Annotated in this window: 18 protein-coding genes; all 18 read right to left on the bottom strand. The window is 71.8% G+C overall.

What is annotated here, in order from left to right:
* Nucleotide 1: 1 nt before the first annotated feature.
* Nucleotides 2-940, bottom strand: coding sequence for an aromatase/cyclase (locus tag ACFXI4_RS41570; protein WP_385002018.1), 939 nt, complete (start codon nucleotides 938-940; stop codon nucleotides 2-4).
* A gap of 29 nt (nucleotides 941-969) precedes the next feature.
* Nucleotides 970-1,755: a 3-oxoacyl-ACP reductase FabG gene (fabG, locus tag ACFXI4_RS41565; RefSeq protein WP_362722227.1), complete on the bottom strand. Its 786-nt coding sequence runs from the start codon at nucleotides 1,753-1,755 to the stop codon at nucleotides 970-972.
* Nucleotides 1,756-1,868: 113 nt separating this feature from the next.
* A complete protein-coding gene (locus tag ACFXI4_RS41560; protein ID WP_362722224.1) occupies nucleotides 1,869-2,144 on the bottom strand; it encodes an acyl carrier protein in 276 nt (91 codons plus the stop codon).
* 207 nt (nucleotides 2,145-2,351) lie between these two features.
* A complete protein-coding gene (locus ACFXI4_RS41555) occupies nucleotides 2,352-3,560 on the bottom strand; it encodes a ketosynthase chain-length factor (RefSeq protein WP_362722222.1) in 1,209 nt (402 codons plus the stop codon).
* On the bottom strand, nucleotides 3,557-4,831 hold the full coding sequence (locus ACFXI4_RS41550) for a beta-ketoacyl-[acyl-carrier-protein] synthase family protein (protein WP_362722219.1): 1,275 nt from the start codon (nucleotides 4,829-4,831) through the stop codon (nucleotides 3,557-3,559). The genes ACFXI4_RS41555 and ACFXI4_RS41550 overlap by 4 nt, the downstream gene beginning before the upstream one ends.
* Nucleotides 4,828-5,157, bottom strand: a complete 330-nt coding sequence (locus ACFXI4_RS41545) for a TcmI family type II polyketide cyclase (RefSeq protein WP_362722216.1) — start codon at nucleotides 5,155-5,157, stop codon at nucleotides 4,828-4,830. Before ACFXI4_RS41545 ends, ACFXI4_RS41550 begins: the two co-directional genes overlap by 4 nt.
* Nucleotides 5,158-5,292: 135 nt before the next feature.
* Nucleotides 5,293-6,762, bottom strand: a complete 1,470-nt coding sequence (locus ACFXI4_RS41540) for an FAD-dependent monooxygenase (RefSeq protein WP_385002012.1) — start codon at nucleotides 6,760-6,762, stop codon at nucleotides 5,293-5,295.
* 62 nt (nucleotides 6,763-6,824) lie between these two features.
* Nucleotides 6,825-7,769, bottom strand: coding sequence for a hypothetical protein (locus ACFXI4_RS41535; protein WP_385002009.1), 945 nt, complete (start codon nucleotides 7,767-7,769; stop codon nucleotides 6,825-6,827).
* A gap of 40 nt (nucleotides 7,770-7,809) precedes the next feature.
* On the bottom strand, nucleotides 7,810-9,591 hold the full coding sequence (locus tag ACFXI4_RS41530) for an acetyl/propionyl/methylcrotonyl-CoA carboxylase subunit alpha (RefSeq protein ID WP_385002006.1): 1,782 nt from the start codon (nucleotides 9,589-9,591) through the stop codon (nucleotides 7,810-7,812).
* A 1-nt stretch (nucleotide 9,592) separates the two neighbouring features.
* A complete protein-coding gene (locus ACFXI4_RS41525) occupies nucleotides 9,593-10,168 on the bottom strand; it encodes a flavin reductase family protein (RefSeq protein WP_362728133.1) in 576 nt (191 codons plus the stop codon).
* 44 nt (nucleotides 10,169-10,212) lie between these two features.
* Complete coding sequence (locus tag ACFXI4_RS41520; protein ID WP_385002002.1) at nucleotides 10,213-11,928, bottom strand: NAD(P)/FAD-dependent oxidoreductase; 1,716 nt, start codon at nucleotides 11,926-11,928, stop codon at nucleotides 10,213-10,215.
* 231 nt (nucleotides 11,929-12,159) lie between these two features.
* Nucleotides 12,160-13,080: a MarR family transcriptional regulator gene (locus ACFXI4_RS41515; RefSeq protein ID WP_385001999.1), complete on the bottom strand. Its 921-nt coding sequence runs from the start codon at nucleotides 13,078-13,080 to the stop codon at nucleotides 12,160-12,162.
* Nucleotides 13,081-13,213: 133 nt separating this feature from the next.
* Nucleotides 13,214-14,254 carry a methyltransferase gene (locus tag ACFXI4_RS41510; protein WP_385001996.1) on the bottom strand — a complete coding sequence of 347 codons (1,041 nt, stop codon included), beginning with the start codon at nucleotides 14,252-14,254 and terminating at the stop codon, nucleotides 13,214-13,216.
* A 90-nt stretch (nucleotides 14,255-14,344) separates the two neighbouring features.
* Nucleotides 14,345-15,817 carry an MFS transporter gene (locus ACFXI4_RS41505; protein ID WP_385001993.1) on the bottom strand — a complete coding sequence of 491 codons (1,473 nt, stop codon included), beginning with the start codon at nucleotides 15,815-15,817 and terminating at the stop codon, nucleotides 14,345-14,347.
* Between the two features lie 61 nt (nucleotides 15,818-15,878).
* Entirely contained in the window at nucleotides 15,879-16,538 is a 660-nt protein-coding gene (locus ACFXI4_RS41500) for a hemerythrin domain-containing protein (RefSeq protein ID WP_385001990.1), read from the bottom strand.
* A 151-nt stretch (nucleotides 16,539-16,689) separates the two neighbouring features.
* Entirely contained in the window at nucleotides 16,690-17,997 is a 1,308-nt protein-coding gene (locus ACFXI4_RS41495) for a cation:proton antiporter (RefSeq protein ID WP_385001987.1), read from the bottom strand.
* 180 nt (nucleotides 17,998-18,177) lie between these two features.
* Nucleotides 18,178-18,771: an NADPH-dependent FMN reductase gene (locus ACFXI4_RS41490; RefSeq protein ID WP_385001984.1), complete on the bottom strand. Its 594-nt coding sequence runs from the start codon at nucleotides 18,769-18,771 to the stop codon at nucleotides 18,178-18,180.
* A complete protein-coding gene (locus tag ACFXI4_RS41485) occupies nucleotides 18,768-19,178 on the bottom strand; it encodes a nitroreductase family deazaflavin-dependent oxidoreductase (RefSeq protein ID WP_385001981.1) in 411 nt (136 codons plus the stop codon). The genes ACFXI4_RS41490 and ACFXI4_RS41485 overlap by 4 nt, the downstream gene beginning before the upstream one ends.
* Between the last annotated feature and the right edge of the window lie 159 nt (nucleotides 19,179-19,337).

Here is a 19,337-nt window from a genome sequence, read left to right as displayed (position 1 = left end):
GTCAGCGCCTCGCTTCGGCGTACGCCTTGGCGTGGTTCAGGGTGGCGCGGCTGTTGGTGCTCAGCGCGCCCTGGACGTACTCGCGGGCCTCGGCGACCCCCGCGTCCGGACCGAGGATCTTCTCGATGTTCTCCGGGCGCAGCACGACGGTGTGCTGCGAGGAGGCGAAGGTGCCCTCGTCGGTCTCGCGGAACGTCCAGTAGCCGGTGTGCAGGTTCATCAGGGCCGGCAGGGTGGTCTGCTTGTAGGCGATCTTCCGGCCGTCCAGGCAGACCCGGTAGGACCTGGTGGTGTGCGTCGAGCCGTCCTTGGCGCGGGTGTCCATCTCCAGGGTCTGCAGACCCGGGGTGTCCTCGGTGAGGCGGACGGTCGCCACGTGCGGCAGCCGCTCGGACCAGCGGTCGGCCTCGTTGACGAAGTCGTAGAGGTCCTTGGCGGCGCCGTCGACCTGGACGGTGTCCTCGAAGGAGAAGGTCAGCTCCTGCGAGGCGGTGGCGAGTTCGACGTTGGTCTTCAGCGCGGCCAGTTCGGAACGGGAGTTGCGGTCGACGGCCTCGTCGATCCAGGCGAGCCCGGCCGGGTCGTCGTCGACGGCGGTGTAGTCGTGCAGCAGCCGGACCCGGGCGGTGGCCTCGTCGAGCGGCTCGATGATCCAGGTGCCGCCCATGCTCGCGACGGGCGGGGTGGAGACCGTCTGCCGGAAGGTGATCCGCAGACCGGCGGGGTCCAGCACCCGGCGCGAAGTCCAGTTCTTGGCCTCGCCGTTGGCGGTGGCCCAGATCCCGATCAGCTCCTGGTCGGCGGAGCGCTCCAGGTGGTCGACGTAGATGGTCGGCGGGAAGATCCGCGGCCAGTTGGCCACGTCGGCGATCAGCCGGTAGACCTCGGCGGCCGGCGCCGAGATCGTGACCTCGTGCTCGACTTCCTTCGGCTCGGACATGCGTGAACTCCTAGAGGGTGCCGGGGGTTTCAGAAGTTGCCGAGGCCGCCGCAGACGTTGAGGGCCTGGGCGGTGATGGAGGCGGCGGTGTCGGAGGCGAGGTAGCCGACGAGTCCGGCGACCTCTTCGGGGGTGGAGTAGCGGCCGAGCGGGATCTTCGCCTGGAACTTGTCGAGGATGGCGTCCTCGGAGGTGGCGTAGGCGGCCGCGTAGCCGGCCCGGACGCGCTGCGCCATCGGGGTCTCGACGTATCCCGGGCAGACCGCGTTGACGGTGATGCCGGTGGGGGCCAGCTCGTTGCCGAGGGCCTTGGTGAAGCCCACCACGCCGTGCTTGGAGGCGGAGTACGGCGCACCCAGCACCACGCCCTGCTTGCCGGCCGTCGAGGCGATGTTGATGATCCGGCCGCGGCTCTTGTCCCGCATGCCGCCGGTGGTGAGGGCGGCACGGGTGAGGCGGAAGACGCTGTTGAGGTTGGTCTCGACGACGTCGTACCAGAGCTCGTCGTCGATGTCGGCGGTCACTCCGCCGCCGGACCGGCCGGCGTTGTTGACCAGGACGTCGACGGTGCCGTAGCGCTCGACGGCCGCCTGGACGAAGTTCGCGATGGACAGCGCGGACCGGACGTCGAGGGTGGTCCCGTCGACTTCCAGCCCCTCGGCGCGCAGTTCCTTGACGGTCCGCTCCACGTTCGCGGCGTCCCGGGAGCCGATGAAGACGCGGTGGCCCTGCTGGGCCAGCAGCCGCGCCGAGGCGAGGCCGATCCCGCTGGTGGCCCCGGAGACCAGGGCGACCTTCTGCTGCTGTTCGGACATGTCTGCCGCTCCCTTTCAGGGCGTTCAGGTCGTTTCAGGGCATGGGGGTGCCGCCGGCGCCCGGAACGAACGGGGGCGGGCGCCGGCGGCCGGAGGGGATGGAGAGTGGTCGGTCAGGCCGCGGTGGCCGTGACGTCACCGAGCTGCGTGTTGACGAGGACGAGCAGCTCGCGGGGGGTCTTCGCCTCGGTCACCACGGTGTCGTCGAGCGTGATGTCGTACTCCCGCTCGATGCGCCCGCAGGTCTCCAGGATGGCGAGCGATTCGTAGCTGAGCTCCTCGAAGTCGGTGTCGAGGATGTCCCCGTCGAGGTCGACGCTCTCGTCGGCACCGGCGGCCTCCAGCAGGATCCGCTTGAGGTCGTCGAGGGTGAAGGACTGGGTGGCCACGGTGATCTTCCTTTCGGTTCTGCGAAACATTCCTGCGAACGGGAACACCCGCCCTTCCGGCCCGGCGTGGGAGAGAGTGGTGGACCGGAAGGGCGGGTGTGTCTTGGGGCAGCGCCCCGTAAGGGACGCTGGGGGTAGGAACCGCGCGAGCGGCCACGGCGGGACCGCGGCCGTCCTGCGGCGCGCACCCCTACGGCCGTGGGCGGCCTACGCCCGCACGACCATCGCCGAGTTGAACCCGCCGTAGCCGCGCGCCAGCACCAGCGCCGTCCGTACCTCGGTCAGCCGCGGCTCCCCCACCACCAGGTCGAGGTCGTAGCCCGCCTCCGGCGAGACATTCACCGTCGCCGGCACGATCCCGTCCCTGACGGCGAGCAGCGCCGTCGCCACGTCCAGCGGCGCCGCCCCCGAGTACAGCCGCCCGGTCATCGTCTTCGGCGCGGTCACCGGCACCCCGTGCGGACCGAACACGTCGCCGATCGCGTCCGCCTCCACCCGGTCCAGCTCCGGCACGGCCGCCGCGTCGGCGAAGACGACGTCCACGTCGGCCGCGTCCACGCCCGCGTCGGCGAGGGCCAGTTCGATGGCCTTGCGCAGCCCCGGCGGCCGTTCGCTCCCCGGCGCCGGATCGAAGGTCGTGCCGTACCCGGCGATCTCCCCGTACACCCGGGCACCGCGCCGCGCGGCCGTCTCCTCGGCCTCCAGGATCAGGATCGCCCCGCCCTCGCCGGCCACGTGCCCGGCGGCCGCCTGGTCGAACGGCAGGTACGACCGTTCGGGCTCCTCCGACGTGGACAGCCGGTCGCTGGCCAGCTGCGCCACCCACCCCCACGGGCAGATGGACGCGTCGATCGCCCCGGAGACGATGAGCTGCGTGCCCTTGCGGATCTGCCGGCGTGCGTGGGCCAGTGCCTCCAGGCCGCCCGCCTGGTCGGACACGACGACGCCGCTCGGCCCCTTCATCCCGTTGCGGATGGAGATCTGGCCGCTGTTGACGGCGTAGAACCAGGCGAACGACTGGTATGCCGAGACGAACTGGCTGCCCTGGCTCCACAGTTTCTGCAGCTCGCCCTGGCCGAACTCGAAGCCGCCGGAGGAGCTGGCGGTGACCACGCCCATGTCGTACGCGGGCAGGTCGGCCGGGGTGACGTCCGCGTCGGCCAGCGCCCAGTCCGTCGCGACGAGCGCGAGGCGGGTCATGTGGTCGGTCTGAGCGAGCAGCCGGCTCGGCAGGTGCTCCCCGGCGCTGAACCCGGGGACCTCCCCGGCCAGTTTCGCCGGGTATCCGGAGGGGTCGAACCGGGTGATCCGGGCGATGCCGCTCTTGCCGGCGCGGGCCGCCGCCCAGTAGTCGGCGGTACCTAGGCCGTTGGGCGCGGCGATGCCGAGCCCGGTGACAACCGTGCGCGTGCTCATGCTGCCGTGTTCCTCTCCGGTCGGGCGAGCACCATCGCGCTCTGGAAGCCGCCGAACCCGCTGCCCACGGTGAGCACCGCGTCGGTGCGGTGCTCGCGGGCGGTGAGCGGCACGTAGTCCAGGTCGCACTCGGGGTCGGGGGTGTGCAGGTTCGCCGTCGGGGGCACGACGTTGTGCTCCATGGCGAGGACGGACGCGGCGATCTCGATGGAGCCGATCGCGCCGAGCGAGTGCCCGACCATCGACTTGATCGAGGACACCGGCGTCCGGTACGCGTGGTCGCCGAGGCTCTTCTTGAACGCGGCGGTCTCGTGCCGGTCGTTCTGCTTGGTTCCGGAGCCGTGCGCGTTGATGTAGTCGATGGCCTCCGGGTTGAGCCGGGCCTCGCCCAGCGCGACCGTGATCGCCTCGGCCATCTCGGCGCCGTCCGGGCGCAGTCCGGTCATGTGGAAGGCGTTGCAGCGCGAGGCGTACCCGGCGATCTCGGCGTAGATGTGCGCGCCCCGGCTCCGCGCCGCCTCCAGTTCCTCCAGGACGAAGACCGCCGATCCCTCGCCCAGCACGAACCCGTTGCGGGTGCCGTCGAAGGGGCGGGAGGCGTGCTCGGGGTCGTCGTTGCGCGGAGTGGTGGCCTTGATGGCGTCGAAGCAGGCCAGGGTGATCGGGGAGATCGGGGCGTCGGTGGCGCCGGCGATCATCGCGCAGGCGGAGCCCTCCCGGATCAGCTCGACGGCGTGCCCGACGGAGTCGAGACCCGAGGTGCAGCCGGTGGAGACGACGGTGGCCGCGCCCTCGGCACCCACCGACCAGGCCACCTCGGCGGCGAAGGAGCTGGGCACCAGGTAGTTGTACAGGTGCGGGACGGCGTAGGTGTGGTCGACCAGTTCGAGCCGGCCGCCGTCGCTGACCACCCGGTACTCCTCGTCGAGGCCCATGGTCGCGCCGACCGCGCTGCCGATGGTGACCCCGACCCGGTGCGGGTCGGCGCCGGACAGGTCGAGCCCGCTGTCGGCGAGCGCCTCGCGGGCGCTGACGACGGCCAGCTGGGCCGCGCGGTCCATCCGGCGGATCTCCTGCGGGGAGAGCCCGTGCTCCTCCGGGTCGAAGTCGACCTCGGCGGCGACCCGGGACCGGAAGGAGGAGGGGTCGAAGAAGGTGATGCCGCGGGTCGCGGTGCGGCCCTCGCTGAGCAGGTTCCAGAAGTTCTTGGTGCCGACACCGCCGGGGGCGATGACCCCGACCCCGGTGATGACCACTCGCCTGGCGTTCACGCCCGGCCCTCCCAGTCGTAGAAGCGCGTGGCGACCGCGTCGGCGGGAGACCGCCAGGTGGCGGGGTCGTACGCCTGGATGAACGGCTTGAGGTCCTCGCTGATCCGCACGAACCGCGGGTCGGACTTGGCCGACTCGATCAGCTCACCGCCGTTGTCGGTGTCGAAGTGCTGGAGGTGGAAGTACAGCCCGCGGTAGGCGAACAGTTCACGGCGCCGGGTGCCCATGAGATGCGGCATCTCGGTCTCGTCGAACTCCTTGAACAACCGGGCGACGTCCTGGCTGTGAGCCGGCTCCATCCGGGCGACGATCAGGGTGCTGTGCATGGTTCACTCCTCAAAGAGGCCAAAGGAAAGCGCCCCGGCAGGGGCGCGGGGCTGCATGGTGTGCGGCTTCCGCCGCGTGGGCGCGACCAGCCACGACGGCGGGACAGCCACAGGACGACAAACCGCGGCACGGCCCTACCGCGCCGGCCCGAACCACCGCTCCAGCGCCATCGGCAGATCCGCGTGGCTGCCCGGCGCCGCCCAGGCCACGTATCCGTCGGGCCGGACCAGCACGGCCGTGGTCTCCGTGAGCGGGCTGCCGGCCGGCAGGTCCGCCGCCGTCGCCGTCACCACGTCCACCCGGTCCCGCCACGCCCAGGCCCGCTCCCGCAGCCGCGCGTTGTCGGCGAGGTCGAGCAGCACACCCCGCCCGGCGCGCAGCGCCTCCGTGCTGGAGGCCACCCTGTTGTGCCCGGTGAGCGGCACGTTCGGCAGCCGTCGGCCGAGCAGCGCGTGGCCGCCCCCGTCGAGGTCGTAGTGGATCTCGAGGCCGGAGACCATCGCCGCCAGGTGCTTGCTGACCTCGGGGTAGCGGATCAGCTCGTTCAGCACGTCGCGCAGCGGCTGTACCTCGGGTCCGGACAGGAACAGCAGGCCCTGCGCCCGGGTGTTCATCATCAGCCGCTGCCCGACCGGGTGCCGCTCGTCGTGGTAGGTGTCGAGCAGCGCCTCGGGCGCCCGGCCGCTCACCACCGCGCCGAGCTTCCAGCCCAGGTTCACGGCGTCCTGGATGCTCGTGTTCATGCCCTGGCCGCCGGCCGGCAGGTGGATGTGCGCGGAGTCTCCGGCGAGCAGGATCCGGCCGCGCCGGTACTCGGTGACCAGGCGTGTGCCGTCGCCGAAGGACGAGATCCACACCGCTTCGGCGTGCGAGATGTCGTCGCCGGTCAGCCGCTGCCAGGCCGCCGCGGCCTCCGCCCAGGTGGGCGGCTTGTCCCGGCGCTGCGGCGGGGTGCCGCGCTCGCAGATGATCAGGCGGGTGACGCCGCCGGGCAGCGGTCCGACCATGACCATGCCGCCGGGCAGGGTCTCGCCGATCATCCGGGGTTCCAGCTCGATCCCCTTGACGTCGGCGAGGTACATCTCCAGCGTCGAGGGGGTGCCGGGGAAGTCGAAGCCGGCGGCCTTGCGGATGGTCGAGCGGCCGCCGTCGCAGCCCACCAGGTACTCGGCGCGCAGCCGGTGCACGCCCTCGGGGCCGCGCACCTCGACCTCGACGCTGTCCTCCTTCTCCTTGACGGACAGCACCTCGTGCCGCCGCCGGATGTCCGCGCCGAGGCGCCCGGCCCACTCCTCCAGAACGGTCTCGGTGACCGACTGAGGGATCGTTTTGGCGGCCTGGTGGGCGCCGTCGAGCACGCCGAAGTCGACGGGCAGGCCGCCGAAGTGGCCCACGTTGCTGACCTCGATGTCCCCGAAGCGGGGCAGCAGTCCGCGCTGGTCGAACACCTCCATGGTGCGGGCGGTGAAGCCGAGGCCGCGCGATTCTCCGGTGCGCGCGGGCAGCTTCTCCAGAACGATGACGTCGGCGCCCGCGAGCCGTAGCTCGCCCGCGAGCATCATGCCGGCCGGACCGGCGCCCACGACGATGACTTGTGCGTCCATGACACTCCTCGGGAACGGTTCCGTACGGTCCGGTCTGCGGGACCGTCGACGGTGGCGAACTGTCAGCGGTACAGGCGCCCGATGGCCCGGTTCGCCACCTGTGCGGCCGCCGCGTGCCGCGGATCGGGCGCCCACGCCTCGTGCCGTACGGCCACTTCGGCGAGCTTGATGGCGTGCTCGTCGCCGATCTGCACGGCCTCGGCGAAGAGACCGGCCACGTCGGGGGCGTCCGGCAGCGGGGCCGAGGGCCGGGGCACGGCGTGGAACCAGTCGAGCATCGTGCGGCTGACGGCCCGCGCCACCCGGTACGAAGGCCACCGCTGGTCCTGCGGCAGGTGTTCCACCACCAGTCGTACGGCGGCGGGCCCGGTGACCGAGTGGATCAGCGGGACGGGGTGGTTCAGGGAGAGCGTGGCGTAGATCCCGGAGAACTCGGCGACGAGGCCGTCCAGGGCCGTCGCGGCGTCACCGCCGGCGTCCTCGCCGGAGTGCTCCTCGACGACGACCCCGCCCTCCGAGTAGCGGGCCGCCCAGTAGCCCAGCCCCTGGGCGAGTTCGGCCAGTTGCATCCGGTGGTCGGGGCCGGCGGTCACCACCGCACGGACCGCGTGCGCGGTGCGGATCACCCCGTGCGTGAGCACCCCGGACATGCCGGGCAGCAGCCGGGGCCACCAGCGGGCCAGGACGTCGGTCCACCGTCCCTCGGCCAGCTCCCGTTCGAACAGAGCCGTCCAGTCGGCGACCCGGCCGAACTCGCCGAGCGCCTGCCGCCAGTCGGTCTCGTCCGCCGGGTCGATGGTGAACCGCCGCTCGGGGACGTCGTGGAAGGTGTGGCTGCGCAGATGCCCCTCCACCCAGGCGGGCACCTCGTCGGCGTATCCCATGTGGGCCAGGGCCTCGGCGGCCATCGGGGCGTGGTTGACGAAGCTGCGCCCGTGCTCGTAGCCCACGGAACCCAGCCGCTCCAGCGCTCCGTTCATGGCGTCGGTGTAGGTGAGGTGTGCCAAGTCGACCAGTCCTCGGTCAAGTCGGTGTGCGGTCCGGGTCTCAGTCCTTGATGTCGCACACGGCCGCGCCGGCGGTAAGGGCCTGTCCCACCTCGGCGGCGATCCCGGTCACCGTGCCGGAGCGGTGCGCGGTGAGCGGCTGCTCCATCTTCATGGCCTCGACGACGACGATCAGGTCGCCCTTCTCGACGCTCTGCCCGTCGGCGACGGCGACCTTGACGACGGTGCCCTGCATCGGCGAGGTGAGCGTGTCCCCGGACGCGGCCGGCGCGGAGCCGCCCGCGGTACGGCGGCGGGCCCGCGGCGCGGCCGCCCCGACCAGGCTCGGCATCCGGTCCGGGACCCGGCCGAGCACCGCCGGCAGCGAGACCTCCAGGCGGTGTCCGCCGACCTCGACGACCACGGTCTCGCGGACGTCCCCGGCCGTTCCGGTGTCGGGGGCGGGCGCGGCGAAGGGCTTGATCTCGTTGACGAACTCGGTCTCGATCCAGCGGGTGTGGACGGTGAACGGGTCCGTGGAGCCGGTGAGCTCCGGGGCGAACGCCGGGTCCCGGACCACGACGCGGTGGAAGGGGATGGCTGTGGCCATGCCCTCGACCTGGAACTCGTCCAGGGCGCGGGCGGCCCGCTGCAGGGCCTCCGCGCGGGTGCGGCCGGTGACGATCAGCTTGGCCAGCAGGGAGTCCCAGGCCGGGCCGATCACGCTGCCCGACTCCACGCCCGCGTCCAGCCGTACGCCCGGGCCCGTCGGCGGGTCGAAGCGGGTGACCGTGCCCGGGGCGGGCAGGAACCCGCGGCCGGGGTCCTCGCCGTTGATCCGGAACTCGAAGGAGTGACCCCGCAGCTCCGGGTCGCCGTAGCCGAGTTCCGCGCCGTCGGCGATCCGGAACATCTCGCGCACCAGGTCGATGCCGGCGACCTCCTCGGTCACCGGGTGCTCGACCTGGAGGCGGGTGTTGACCTCCAGGAAGGAGACCGTGCCGTCCTGGCCGACCAGGAACTCGCAGGTCCCCGCACCGACGTAACCGGCCTCCCGCAGGATCGCCTTCGAGGCGCGGTACAGCTCGGCTGTCTGTTCCGCCGTCAGGAACGGCGCCGGCGCCTCCTCCACCAGCTTCTGGTGGCGGCGCTGGAGCGAGCAGTCACGCGTGGACACGACGACCACGTTGCCGTGCTTGTCGGCCAGGCACTGCGTCTCCACATGCCGCGGCCGGTCCAGGTAGCGCTCCACGAAGCACTCTCCGCGCCCGAAGGCGGCCACCGCCTCCCGCACCGCCGACTCATAGAGCTCCGGCACCTCCTCCAGCGTCCGGGCGACCTTCAGGCCGCGTCCGCCGCCGCCGAACGCGGCCTTGATGGCGATCGGCAGGCCGTGCTCCTCCGCGAACGCGACGACCTCGTCGGCACCCGAGACCGGGTCCGGGGTGCCGGCGACCAGCGGGGCGCCGGCGCGCTGGGCGATGTGCCGGGCGGCGACCTTGTCGCCGAGGTCGCGGATGGCCTGCGGCGGCGGACCGATCCAGGTCAGACCCGCGTCCAGGACCGCCTGGGCGAACTCCGCGTTCTCGGAGAGGAACCCGTAACCCGGATGGACGGCGTCCGCGCCGGTCTCCCGGGCCGCCCGCAGCACCTTGCCGATGTCCAGGTAACTGGTGGCCGGGGTGTCACCGCCCAGGGCGTAGGCCGCGTCGGCGACCCGGACGTGCAGGGCGTCCCGGTCGGGGTCCGCGTACACGGCGAGGCTCGCGATCCCCGCGTCCCGGCAGGCCCGGGCGACACGCACGGCTATCTCGCCACGGTTGGCGATGAGCACCCGGCGCATGTCAGGACGCCTGTTCGGTGTGGTGGAAGCGGTCCGTGCCGGACTGCAGCGGGCCGAGCGAGCCGTCGAAGAAGACCAGCGGTTCCTGGCCGTGCTCGGGCACGCCGAGGTCCACCACCTCGCCGATGACGATGTCGTGGTCGCCGGCCGTGTGGATGTCGACCGTGGTGCAGGTCAGGTAGGCGAGGGCCTCGCTGAGCACGGGCAGTCCGTCCTCGGTGAAGTGGTGCGGGACGCCCTCGAAGGCGGTGGACCGGCGGCCGGCGAAGTGCCGGGCCAGCGGCTGCTGGCGCCCGGAGAGGAAGTTGACGGTGAACCCGCCGCTCTGCTCCAGGAGCGTGTGCAGCCGGGACTGCTGGTGCAGACAGAACAGCACCAGCGGGGGCTCCAGCGAGACCGAGGTGAACGAGTTGACGGTGGTGCCGTCCGCGTCGCCGTCGGGTCCGGTGGTGATGACCGTGACGCCGGTCGTGAACAGGCCGCACACGCGGCGCAGACTCATCGGCTCGACGAGCCGGGTCTGCTCGGCGGTCCGGGTCTCCTGGGCGCGGGTCAGCGACCGCGCTGCTGCGGACATGCGCATCCCTTTCTGGGGTGTGGGTCGAGGGGGTGCCGCGCGGGTCAGAGAAGCTTGCGAACCTTCGCCCCGGCCTTGAGGATGCCGAGCAGGAACTCGCGGCCGACGCTGTTCATCTCGGGCGGGGCCTGGACCGAGGCCCAGTACAGGAAGCGGGCCATCGTCGTCACGGACGGGTAGATGAAGCGCCGCTCCTCGTCCTTCCAGCCGAAGACCGGGTTGACGATCGGGGACTCCTTGAGCAGCCCGAAGACGATGTCGGCGGCCTCGTCGCCGCTGAGCGCGCCCGCCTCGTACTTCTCGCAGGTCTCGGCGGTGGCCTCAAGGATCTTCTTGAAGGAGTCGCTCTGCGGCCACCACAGGCCCGGGTACGGCACCTGCTCCAGCTCGTCGAAGTGCCGGACGTCGCGGTCCTTGAAGTGCTTGAGGCGGGCCCGGGTGAGCCGCATGGTGCCGGGGGTGATGAAGGAGCCCCAGACCCGGAAGACCGCGTTCCACAGCCGGAAGTGGGAGAAGGCGATGAAGGAGCTGTTGACCAGGTCGTCGTTGTACTGGAGCAGCCCCTGCTCGACCTGCTCGACGTAGGCGAAGCGCTCGGCGGAGAAGTCGCCGTCCTTCAGGGCGGGGATCAGCCGGGAGGTCAGGGCGTCGACGACCTCCATGGTGTTGGACAGGCCGCGGGAGAACAGCGGGTCCAGGAAGCCGGCCGCGTGCGACATCAGGCACCAGCGGTCGCCGATGGTCTGCTTCGAGGAGTACTGGAGGCGGTCGGTGGAGATCCACTCGCGGACCCGGGTGGCGCCGTCGAACTGGCGCTTGACCGCGGGGTACTTGTCGAGGAAGAGCTGGAACTCCTGCTCCGGGGTGAGGTCCTTGGGCTTGGGGTAGGTGCGCTCGTCCATGGTCAGGCCGATGCTGCACAGCGGGTTGCGGGAGTCGGGGTGGTTGTCGAACGGGATGATCCAGAACCAGCCGCGCTCGATCAGGTGGTGCATGGTGCCGGTGTGCCAGTCGGCCGGCGGGCGCAGGTCCTGCGGGTGGCCGCTGACGTCGTCGAACCGCTTGATGCCGACGTAGTGCGTGAACATCGAGCGGGAGTGGTGCTTGAAGCGGGCGGTGGGCTTGTCGCGCAGGTCGAACTTGTCGGCGAGCGGCGAGCGGAAGCCGGAGGCGTCCACCAGGTACCTGGCCCGGTACCGCTCGCTCTCGGCGCCCGGGGCGGCGCTCTTTCCGGTGACGGTGACACCGTCGTCGTCGAAGTCGACTTCGTTGGCGCGCCAGTTCTGCCGCGGGGTGCAGCCGTATTTGATGGCCACGTGGAACATGAAGGCGTCGCTGTCCTGCCGGAACATGTGGCTGTTCTGGTGGAATATCTTCGGCAGGGCGAGCTGGGTGGCCTCACGGGGGTCGGGTTCTTTTCCGACCTCGTGCTTCATGAATCCGAAGTGCGCCTTGGTGCCGAAGGTCGGGCCGATGTCACGGGTGGAGGCCTGGACACTGGACAGGCTCTTCAGCTCGGGGATGTCGTGGCGCTCGGAGAGGATGTGGATCCACTCCACGAGCTGCGGGGTCATGGACTCGCCGATGGCGAAGCGCGGGTGGGCGGCCGCGTCGACCAGCAGCACCTTGGCGCCGTGCTTGGCCAGGATGGTGCCGGTGACGGAGCCGGCGAGGCCCGAGCCGAGGATGATGACGTCGTAGGTCATGTCCTCGGGTATGCGCGCCGGTTCGGGCGAGCCGTCGGTCTTCTGCGCGACCATGACTGTCTCCTTCGTCGAGGGGCGGTGCGCAACGGGAAATCCGCGAGGGCGGTAGATCCGCACGAAAAAAGGCCCCTCGAGGCCCTTCCGGAAAGCTTCGGAAGGGCGCCGCGAAGAGCCTGGAACGTTACGAGGAGCCGGGAGAGAAGAGCCTGGAAAGGGCCTTTGAAAGGGCTGTAAAAAGGCACGGGGAAACCGCTGGATAAAGCGTGACAGCCTTTGGCCAGAGGGTCAACCCCTGACGGAAACAGATGACTTGGGATTCCCGGAGAAAGCGGCTCCGGAATGGGTCGGGGCGAGGAGTTTCAGCAGCAGCTCGCGCAGCTCCTCCTCGCCGCCGGGGCCTAGCATGGCGGAGACGTCCCCGGCGAGTTCCGCGACGGCGCCGGTCACCACGGCGAGCTGCTCGCGGCCGAGTCCGGTCACTTCGAGGGCGTAGCGGCGGCGGTCGTGCGGGTCGCGGCCACGGCGTACCAGACCCAGCTTGACGAGTTCGTCGACCAGTTGGGAGGCGGCGGGCCCGGTGATGGCGAGCAGCTCGGCGAGCCGCTGCTGGGAGATCGGCCCGAGGACGTCGAGGGCGGACAGCGGCCCGTAGTGGCGCACCCTGAGCCCGGTGCCGGCCAGTTTGTCGTCGCCGTGCTTGCGCAGCCGGTGATGAGCCTGCGCGACCAGGTATTCGGTGCCCTGCACGAGCGGCTGCGCGGACTGCGGCAGCAGCCGGGCGAGCAGGTCGTCGAGCCGTGCGGTCTCCTCGGACGTCAGTACGGCGGTGAGCCGGGCGTCCCGCTCGGCGACCGCCCGCCGCCTGGCCTCCACGGCCTCCCGGCCCCGGTCGGTCAGGGAGAGCACGTACTGGCGCCGGTTGTCGGGGTTGCGGGTGCGGCGCACCTCGTCGCGCTCCTCCAGGCGGTCGATGACGCCGACCATGATGGTGCGGTTGATGCCGAGCCGCTCCGCGAGGTCCAGCTGGGACTCCCAGTCGTGGCCGGTGAGCGCGTCCAGGACCAGGAAGTCGCGGGAGTCGCTGTCACCGCCGTCGCCGCTGGCGGCGAACTGCGCGTAGACCCGGCGCAGGAGATAGCCGATGAAGCCGGTCAGCGCGTCCGAGAGGACTCCGGGAACCTCCGCGGTCTCCTCGGTCCGGGTCACCGGACCACGCTCCGCATCGCCTGAACTCCGCAAGACAGCACCTCCTTCCCGAGTATATGCACCGGCTCGCGCACCGTTCGGCCCGCTGCACCGCCCCGGCGAGGCCCGGGGCGGCGGGCCGGCCACGGACGGGTCAGAGTGCTCGATCGTCGCGCACCAGTTCGATCAAGGAGCGGACGGCGGAGGCCTGGCCGCTCGCCCGGTGCACCCCGGCCACCGCCAGACCGGCCTGCGCGGCGAGCCGCTCCAGTTCGTCCAGGGAGCGTTCGACGCCGGCGAAGTAGGCCATCATCCGCAGGTCCATGCCAGTCTCGGTGCCGTCGCCGGTCTCCTCGACGACGAGCACGCGCCCGTCGTCGGCGACGGCGTCGGCGCAGCGCCGCAGGATCTGCAGGGCCTCCTTGTCGGTCCAGTCGTGCAGGACGGAGGAGAGCACGTACGCGCCGCCGCCCGCGGGCAGCTCCTCGAAGAAACTGCCGGGGACGGCGTCGGCGCGGCCGGCCAGACCGGCGGCCCGGAAGCGCTCCGCGGCCCGGGCCGCCGTGCCGGGCAGGTCGACGACCGTGCCGCGCAGCGTCGGGTGGGCGGCGAGCAGACCGGCGAGCAGCACTCCGCTGCCGCCGCCGACGTCGTAGACGTGGCCGCGCGCGGACCAGTCGTAGGCGGCGGCGATCGAGGGGACGTCACGGGCCAGGTTGTCGGCCATCACCGCGTCGAAGGACTCGGCGAGCGCGTGGTCGGTGTCCAGGTCGTCCCAGAAGGCGATCTGGTAGCGGGCCGGGTAGGCGGGCTCGCCCGTGCGCACGGTGTACGGCAGGTCCACCAGGCTGAGGTCACCGCGGCCGATCGCCCCCTCGGTGTCGATCAGCCGGACCTGGGCGCCGGGGTGGCCGGAGCGCAACTGCTCGCCCAGACCGGTCAGTCCGTAGGCCTCGCCGTCCCGGGCGCGGGTGAGGACGCCGACGGTGACGAGGTGGCGCAGCACCCGGTCGAGGGACTCGGCGTGCAGCCGCTCGGCCTGGGCGATGCCGACGGCGGTGGCCGTGCCGGCCGCGATGTGGTCGGCGACGCGGTAGGTGGCGGCCACCCGCACGGCCATGGGGGTGACCAGGTCGGCCAGCTCCCACAGGGCGAGCGGACGCGGCTCTCCCCGGACTTCGCTCCGGTCGGTCATGTCAGCCTCCTGGTGGCCGTCGGGGGGAGAAGTCGCACGGGGGTGCCGGCGGCCCCGCCCGGGTGGACAGGGCGGGGCCGCCGGGGCGGGTCACGGGGCGGCGGGAGCGGGCTCGCCGTCCTGGTGGTGCTGGGGGGCCGTGGCCGGCAGCGTGATCAGGGCCACGATCAGGGCCAGCAGGTACAGGCCGCCGCCGAACAGGAACCCGTACGAGTAGCCGGTGGTCAGGGCGTGCGGGACGCTGCCCGGCAGCTCGTGGTTGGTGATGGCGGTGGCCGCCGCCGCCAGCGCGGCCAGGCCGATGGCGCCGCCGATCTGCTGGGCGGTGTTGACCAGGCCGGAGGCCGCGCCGGTGGCCTGCGGGGCGACCCCGCGGACGCTGACGATGGTGACGGCCACGAAGACCATGCCGAGGCCGAGACCGGCGACCAGCTGGGCCGGCAGCAGGGCCGCCCACGGGTTCTGGCCGGGCGCGATGAAGCTGAACCAGACCATGCCCGCGACGCCGATCAGCAGACCGAGGGCGACGACGCTGCGCTCGGGCATCTTGGCGAGGAGCTGCGGGCCGAGACCGCCGGCCGCGATGCCCATGCCGAGGGCGAAGGGCAGGTAGGCGACGCCGGTGACCATCGGGGCGTAGCCCTTGACGATCTGCATGTAGAGGGTCAGGAAGTAGAAGGTGGCGAGCATGCCCGCGCCGACCAGGAACATGATCAGGTTGGCGCCGACCCGGCCCTTGTCGGCCAGCACGCCGCTCGGGATCATCGGCGCGCGGCTGGAGCGCTGGATGGCGACGAAGGCGACGATCAGGACGAGTGCGGCACCGAGGCCGATCAGGGTGACGCCGTCACCGAAGCCCTTGTCGCCGGCGCGGTTGATGGCGTAGACGAGCGAGCCGAAGCCGAGGGTCGCGGTGAGCGCGCCGGGCACGTCGACCTTGCCGCGCTCGCGCTCGCCCTCGACGAGGACGCCGGTGCCGAGCAGGACGGCCAGGGCGATCGGGATGTTCACGAACATCACCCAGCGCCAGCTGAGGTACTCGGTGAGCGCGCCGCCGAGCAGCAGACCCACGACCGAGCCGAGGCCGCCCATCGCGCCGTAGACGCCGAGCGCCTTGTTGCGGGCGGGGCCCGCGGGGAAGGTGGTGGCCAGCAGGGACAGGGCGGTGGGGGCGGCGATCGCGGCGCCCGCGCCCTGGATCACCCGGGCCGCGATCAGCAGCTCGCCGCTCTGGGCCAGGCCGCCGAGCAGCGAGGCGGCGGTGAACAGGATCAGGCCGGTGCGGAAGACCCGGCGCCGGCCGAAGAGGTCGCCGGCGCGGCCGCCGGCCAGCAGCAGGCCGCCGAAGGCGAGCGCGTAGGCGGTGACGATCCAGCCGAGGCTGGACTCGCTCAGCCCCAGGGCGCCCTGCATGCTCGGCAGCGCGACGGCGACGATCGTGTTGTCGAGGACGAGCATGAGCTGGGCCGCGGCGATCACGAGTAACGCGAGGCCGAGTTTGCCGCCCTGCTGCGGCGGAGCCGCGGCCTTGGGGACGGCCTGAGTGCGGTCTTGCAGCGACATGGGATGTCTCCGTGTCTGTCTCAGGGTTGGGGGGGTGTCGAGCGGAACCCTCGGGATCCGGTCAGCGGGTGGCGGAGGTGGTCCTGGGGGTCCAGATGTCGAGGTCCTCGTACGCCTTGCGCCAGTCGTTCTCGTAGGCGTTGCGGAGCGGTTCGGGCATCTTGCCGATGATGTTCGCGACCTTGACGGCACCGATGTCGTCGAGCAGCCAGGGCAGGTAACGGGAGGAGTCGTCGCCGATCCGGGTGCGCTGCTCGGCGCTGAAGGCCTGCCACTGCTCCTGGGAGAGCGTTATGTCCATCAGCGCCAGGGCGTCCCGCTCCTCGTGGTCGAGGTGACCGCCGAGCTTGGTGTACAGGGCGTCGGTCAGGCCGGTCAGGCGCTCCAGACCCGAGTCACGGTCGGCGAGGGCCGCGTCGATGTCGGCGAGCAGCGGGTCGATGACCCCGTGCTCGGCCTCCATGTCGGCGAGCAGGACCAGTTCGGCGTCCTTGCCGGCCAGCACCGCCTCCATGACCGGCCAGACCATGTCGTCCTCGGAGGTGTGGTGGACGGTCAGGAACTTCTTGAACAGCTCCCAGCCGACCGCGGTGCTCAGCACGTGCCGGGGGTCCTCGTCGACCCGCGCGGTGATCCGGGCGATCCGCTCCAGTTCGCGTCGCAGTGCGTCGTGGATCGCGAACATCATCGTCATGTCGAGGTTCTTGAATTCCTGGCCCATCACTTACTCCCTCACTGCTGTGGCGTCGTACGGCGAGAGTATCGTCAACCTACTTATCTATCAAGCTTCCAACTAGCAATGTCCCAACCATCAGGGCTTGAACTATGCGAGGGAATGAGGCCGACGCCGCGACCCCGACCGAAAGCGCAGGTCAGCCGGTGCTCGCGGGATGCAGGGCGGGTTCTTCCTGGCCGATTCCGGTCGGTTCCTGGCCCAGCTCCTCCTCGGCCCCCTTGCGGATGCGGGTCAGCGCCGGGGTGGTCATGGCGGTGGTGACCAGGGCCATCAGCACCAGGACGGTGAACAGCTCGGGGCCGATGACGCCGAGGCCCAGCCCGATGTTGAGCACGATCAGCTCGGTCAGACCGCGGCAGTTCATCAGCGCGCCCAGCGACATGGAGTCCCGCCAGTCCCGGCCGGAGAGCCGGGCCGCGAGCGTGCCGCCGCCCCACTTGCCGACCACGGCGACGGCGAGCACCGCGCCCGCCCACAGCCACTGGGTGACGCTGCCGCCGAGCAGCCCCACATCGGTCTTGAGCCCGGTGCTGACGAAGAACAGCGGCAGCAGCACCGGTACGGCGAAGGACCGCATCCGGGCCGCGGCGACCTCGATCCGCCGGCTGCCGCGCGGGGCGATCACGCCGAACAGGAAGGCGCCGAACAGCGCGTGCACACCGATCCGGTCGGTGGCGTACGCGGACAGGCTCAGCCCGCCGAACAGCACGACCAGCACGACCCCGTCGGCGTGGCGCCGCTCGGCCCGTGCGGCCCACCGGGCGAGCAGCGGCCGTACGACCACGAGCATCACCGCGGCGAAGCCGACCGCGTAACCCGCGGTGACCAGCGCGTCGGTGGACGAGCCGCTCTTCGTCACGGCGACGACCGCGGCCAGCAGGCACCAGGCGGTGACGTCGTCGACCGCCGCGCTGGCCATCGCGAGCACGCCGACCCGGGTCCGGTACAGGCCCCGGTCGGTCAGGATGCGCGCCAGCACCGGGAACGCGGTGATGCTCATCGACACGGCGATGAACAGCACGAAGGGCAGCTTTCCGACGCCGTCGGGGGCGAACCCGCCGTACATGCCGAGTGCCAGCAGCACGCCGAGCCCCAGGGGCAGCGCGATCCCGGCCTGCGAGACGGCGACGGCGGTCCTGCTGTTGCCGCGCAGGGACTTGAGGTCGAGTTCCAGCCCGACGAGGAACATGAACACCAGCAGCCCGATGTTCCCGAGCACGCCGATGTAGGGCAGCGCCGACGCGGGGAACAGCCAGCCCTGGGCGTCGGGCCAGAGCCAGCCGAGCAGCGAGGGGCCGAGCAGGATGCCGACGAGGATCTCGCCGACGACCGGCGGCTGACCGAGCCGCTTGAGCAGCTGGGCCCCGGCCCGGCAGGCGAGGATCACGACGGGCACGGCGACGAGTAGAGGGGTGAGGGGATCGGGAGCGGCAGCGGCTGCCATCGCGTTCTCCTGTCAGAAGGGGGTCGGCTGAAGGGCCCCTTCGGGGGCGCGGGGAACTGCGCGACAAGCCACGGCGGCGCCTCGGACGGCCGCGGACCGTGCGCGGCGCGGCAGGTGCCGGGACCTGTGGCCGACCGTCCGCGGACCGGCTGTGGCTGGTCGCGCAGTTCCCCGCGCCCCTTACGGGACGTTGTACGGACGGAGCGACTTGGCCTCGCGCAACGCGGTCGCCCACCACAGCAGTTGGTCGAGCATCAGCTTGGCCGCGGCCTCGGCCCCCTCCGGCTCCGCCGGGAAGTTGCCGTCCGCGTCGTAGTGCTCCAGCACCCGCGGGAACGTCACCACGTCCTTCATCCCCACGCAGTGGAACTCCGCGAAGATCTGCCGCAGATGCTCGATCGCCCGCACCCCGCCGGCCATGCCGAGCCCGTAGCCGACGAAGCCGACCGGCTTGGCCTCCCACTCCGTCTGGAAGCTGTCGATGAGCGTCTTCAGCGGTCCGGGGATGCTGCGGTTGTACTCCGGTACGACGACCACGTACGCCTCCGCCCCGGCCAGCCGGGGCCGCAGCGCCGCCGCCCGGGGGTCGTCCGCGTCGAGGCTCGCCGGCAGCAGGTGGCCGGCGACGTCGACGACGTCCAGGACGAGGTCGTCCCGGCGCGCGGTCACCCGCGCGAACCAGCCGGCGACGTCGGGCGCGAGCCGCCCGTCACGGGCCGAGCCGACCAGCAGCGCCACCCGCAGCGGGCGGGAGACCCGGCCGACGGCGGTCATGTCCGGCCCGCCGGCATCTGCGCGGGTGCCGGGACCGGGGTCAGCGCGATGAACTCGGTGGCCTCGACCCGGGAGAGGATCCGCCGGGTCAGGGCGGGCATCTTCGTCGTACCGTCGTCGCTGAAGACCACCGGGTTGCCCACCTGGATGCGGCGCCCCCGCGTGGTGATCTCGCAGCCGCCCGCCGCCAGCACGTTCTTGACCCAGTCGGAGCCGGGTCCGTACGGCAGCGTGATGACGATGTCCGCGCCGCGCCGGAAGAGTTTCACCGGGGTGGCGAACTCCCGGCCGGACTTCCGGCCGCGGTGGTGGACCTTCCCGAACCCTGGCAGGCGGCTGAACAGCGGCCCGACGAGATGGTTGGCGAACCGCCGGTTGAAGCGGGCGACTTTCCTGTCTATCGGCATGTCTCGAGTCCTCTGCTCCGTCGGGCACTTCGGTTCCATGGCGGTGGGGGGCCGGCCCCCCCCCCCGCCCCCGGGGGCGGGGCCCGCCGCCCGGGGCGGGGGCGGCCCCCGGCGGGGGGCGGGGGGGGGTAAAAAACAGAAGCGGGCGGCCCCAACAAC

It is taken from the genome of Streptomyces sp. NPDC059224 (genome assembly GCF_042754285.1).
In the GTDB taxonomy this organism is placed as follows: Bacteria; Actinomycetota; Actinomycetes; order Streptomycetales; family Streptomycetaceae; genus Streptomyces.
This window is presented reverse-complemented; position numbering and strand designations above follow the sequence as displayed.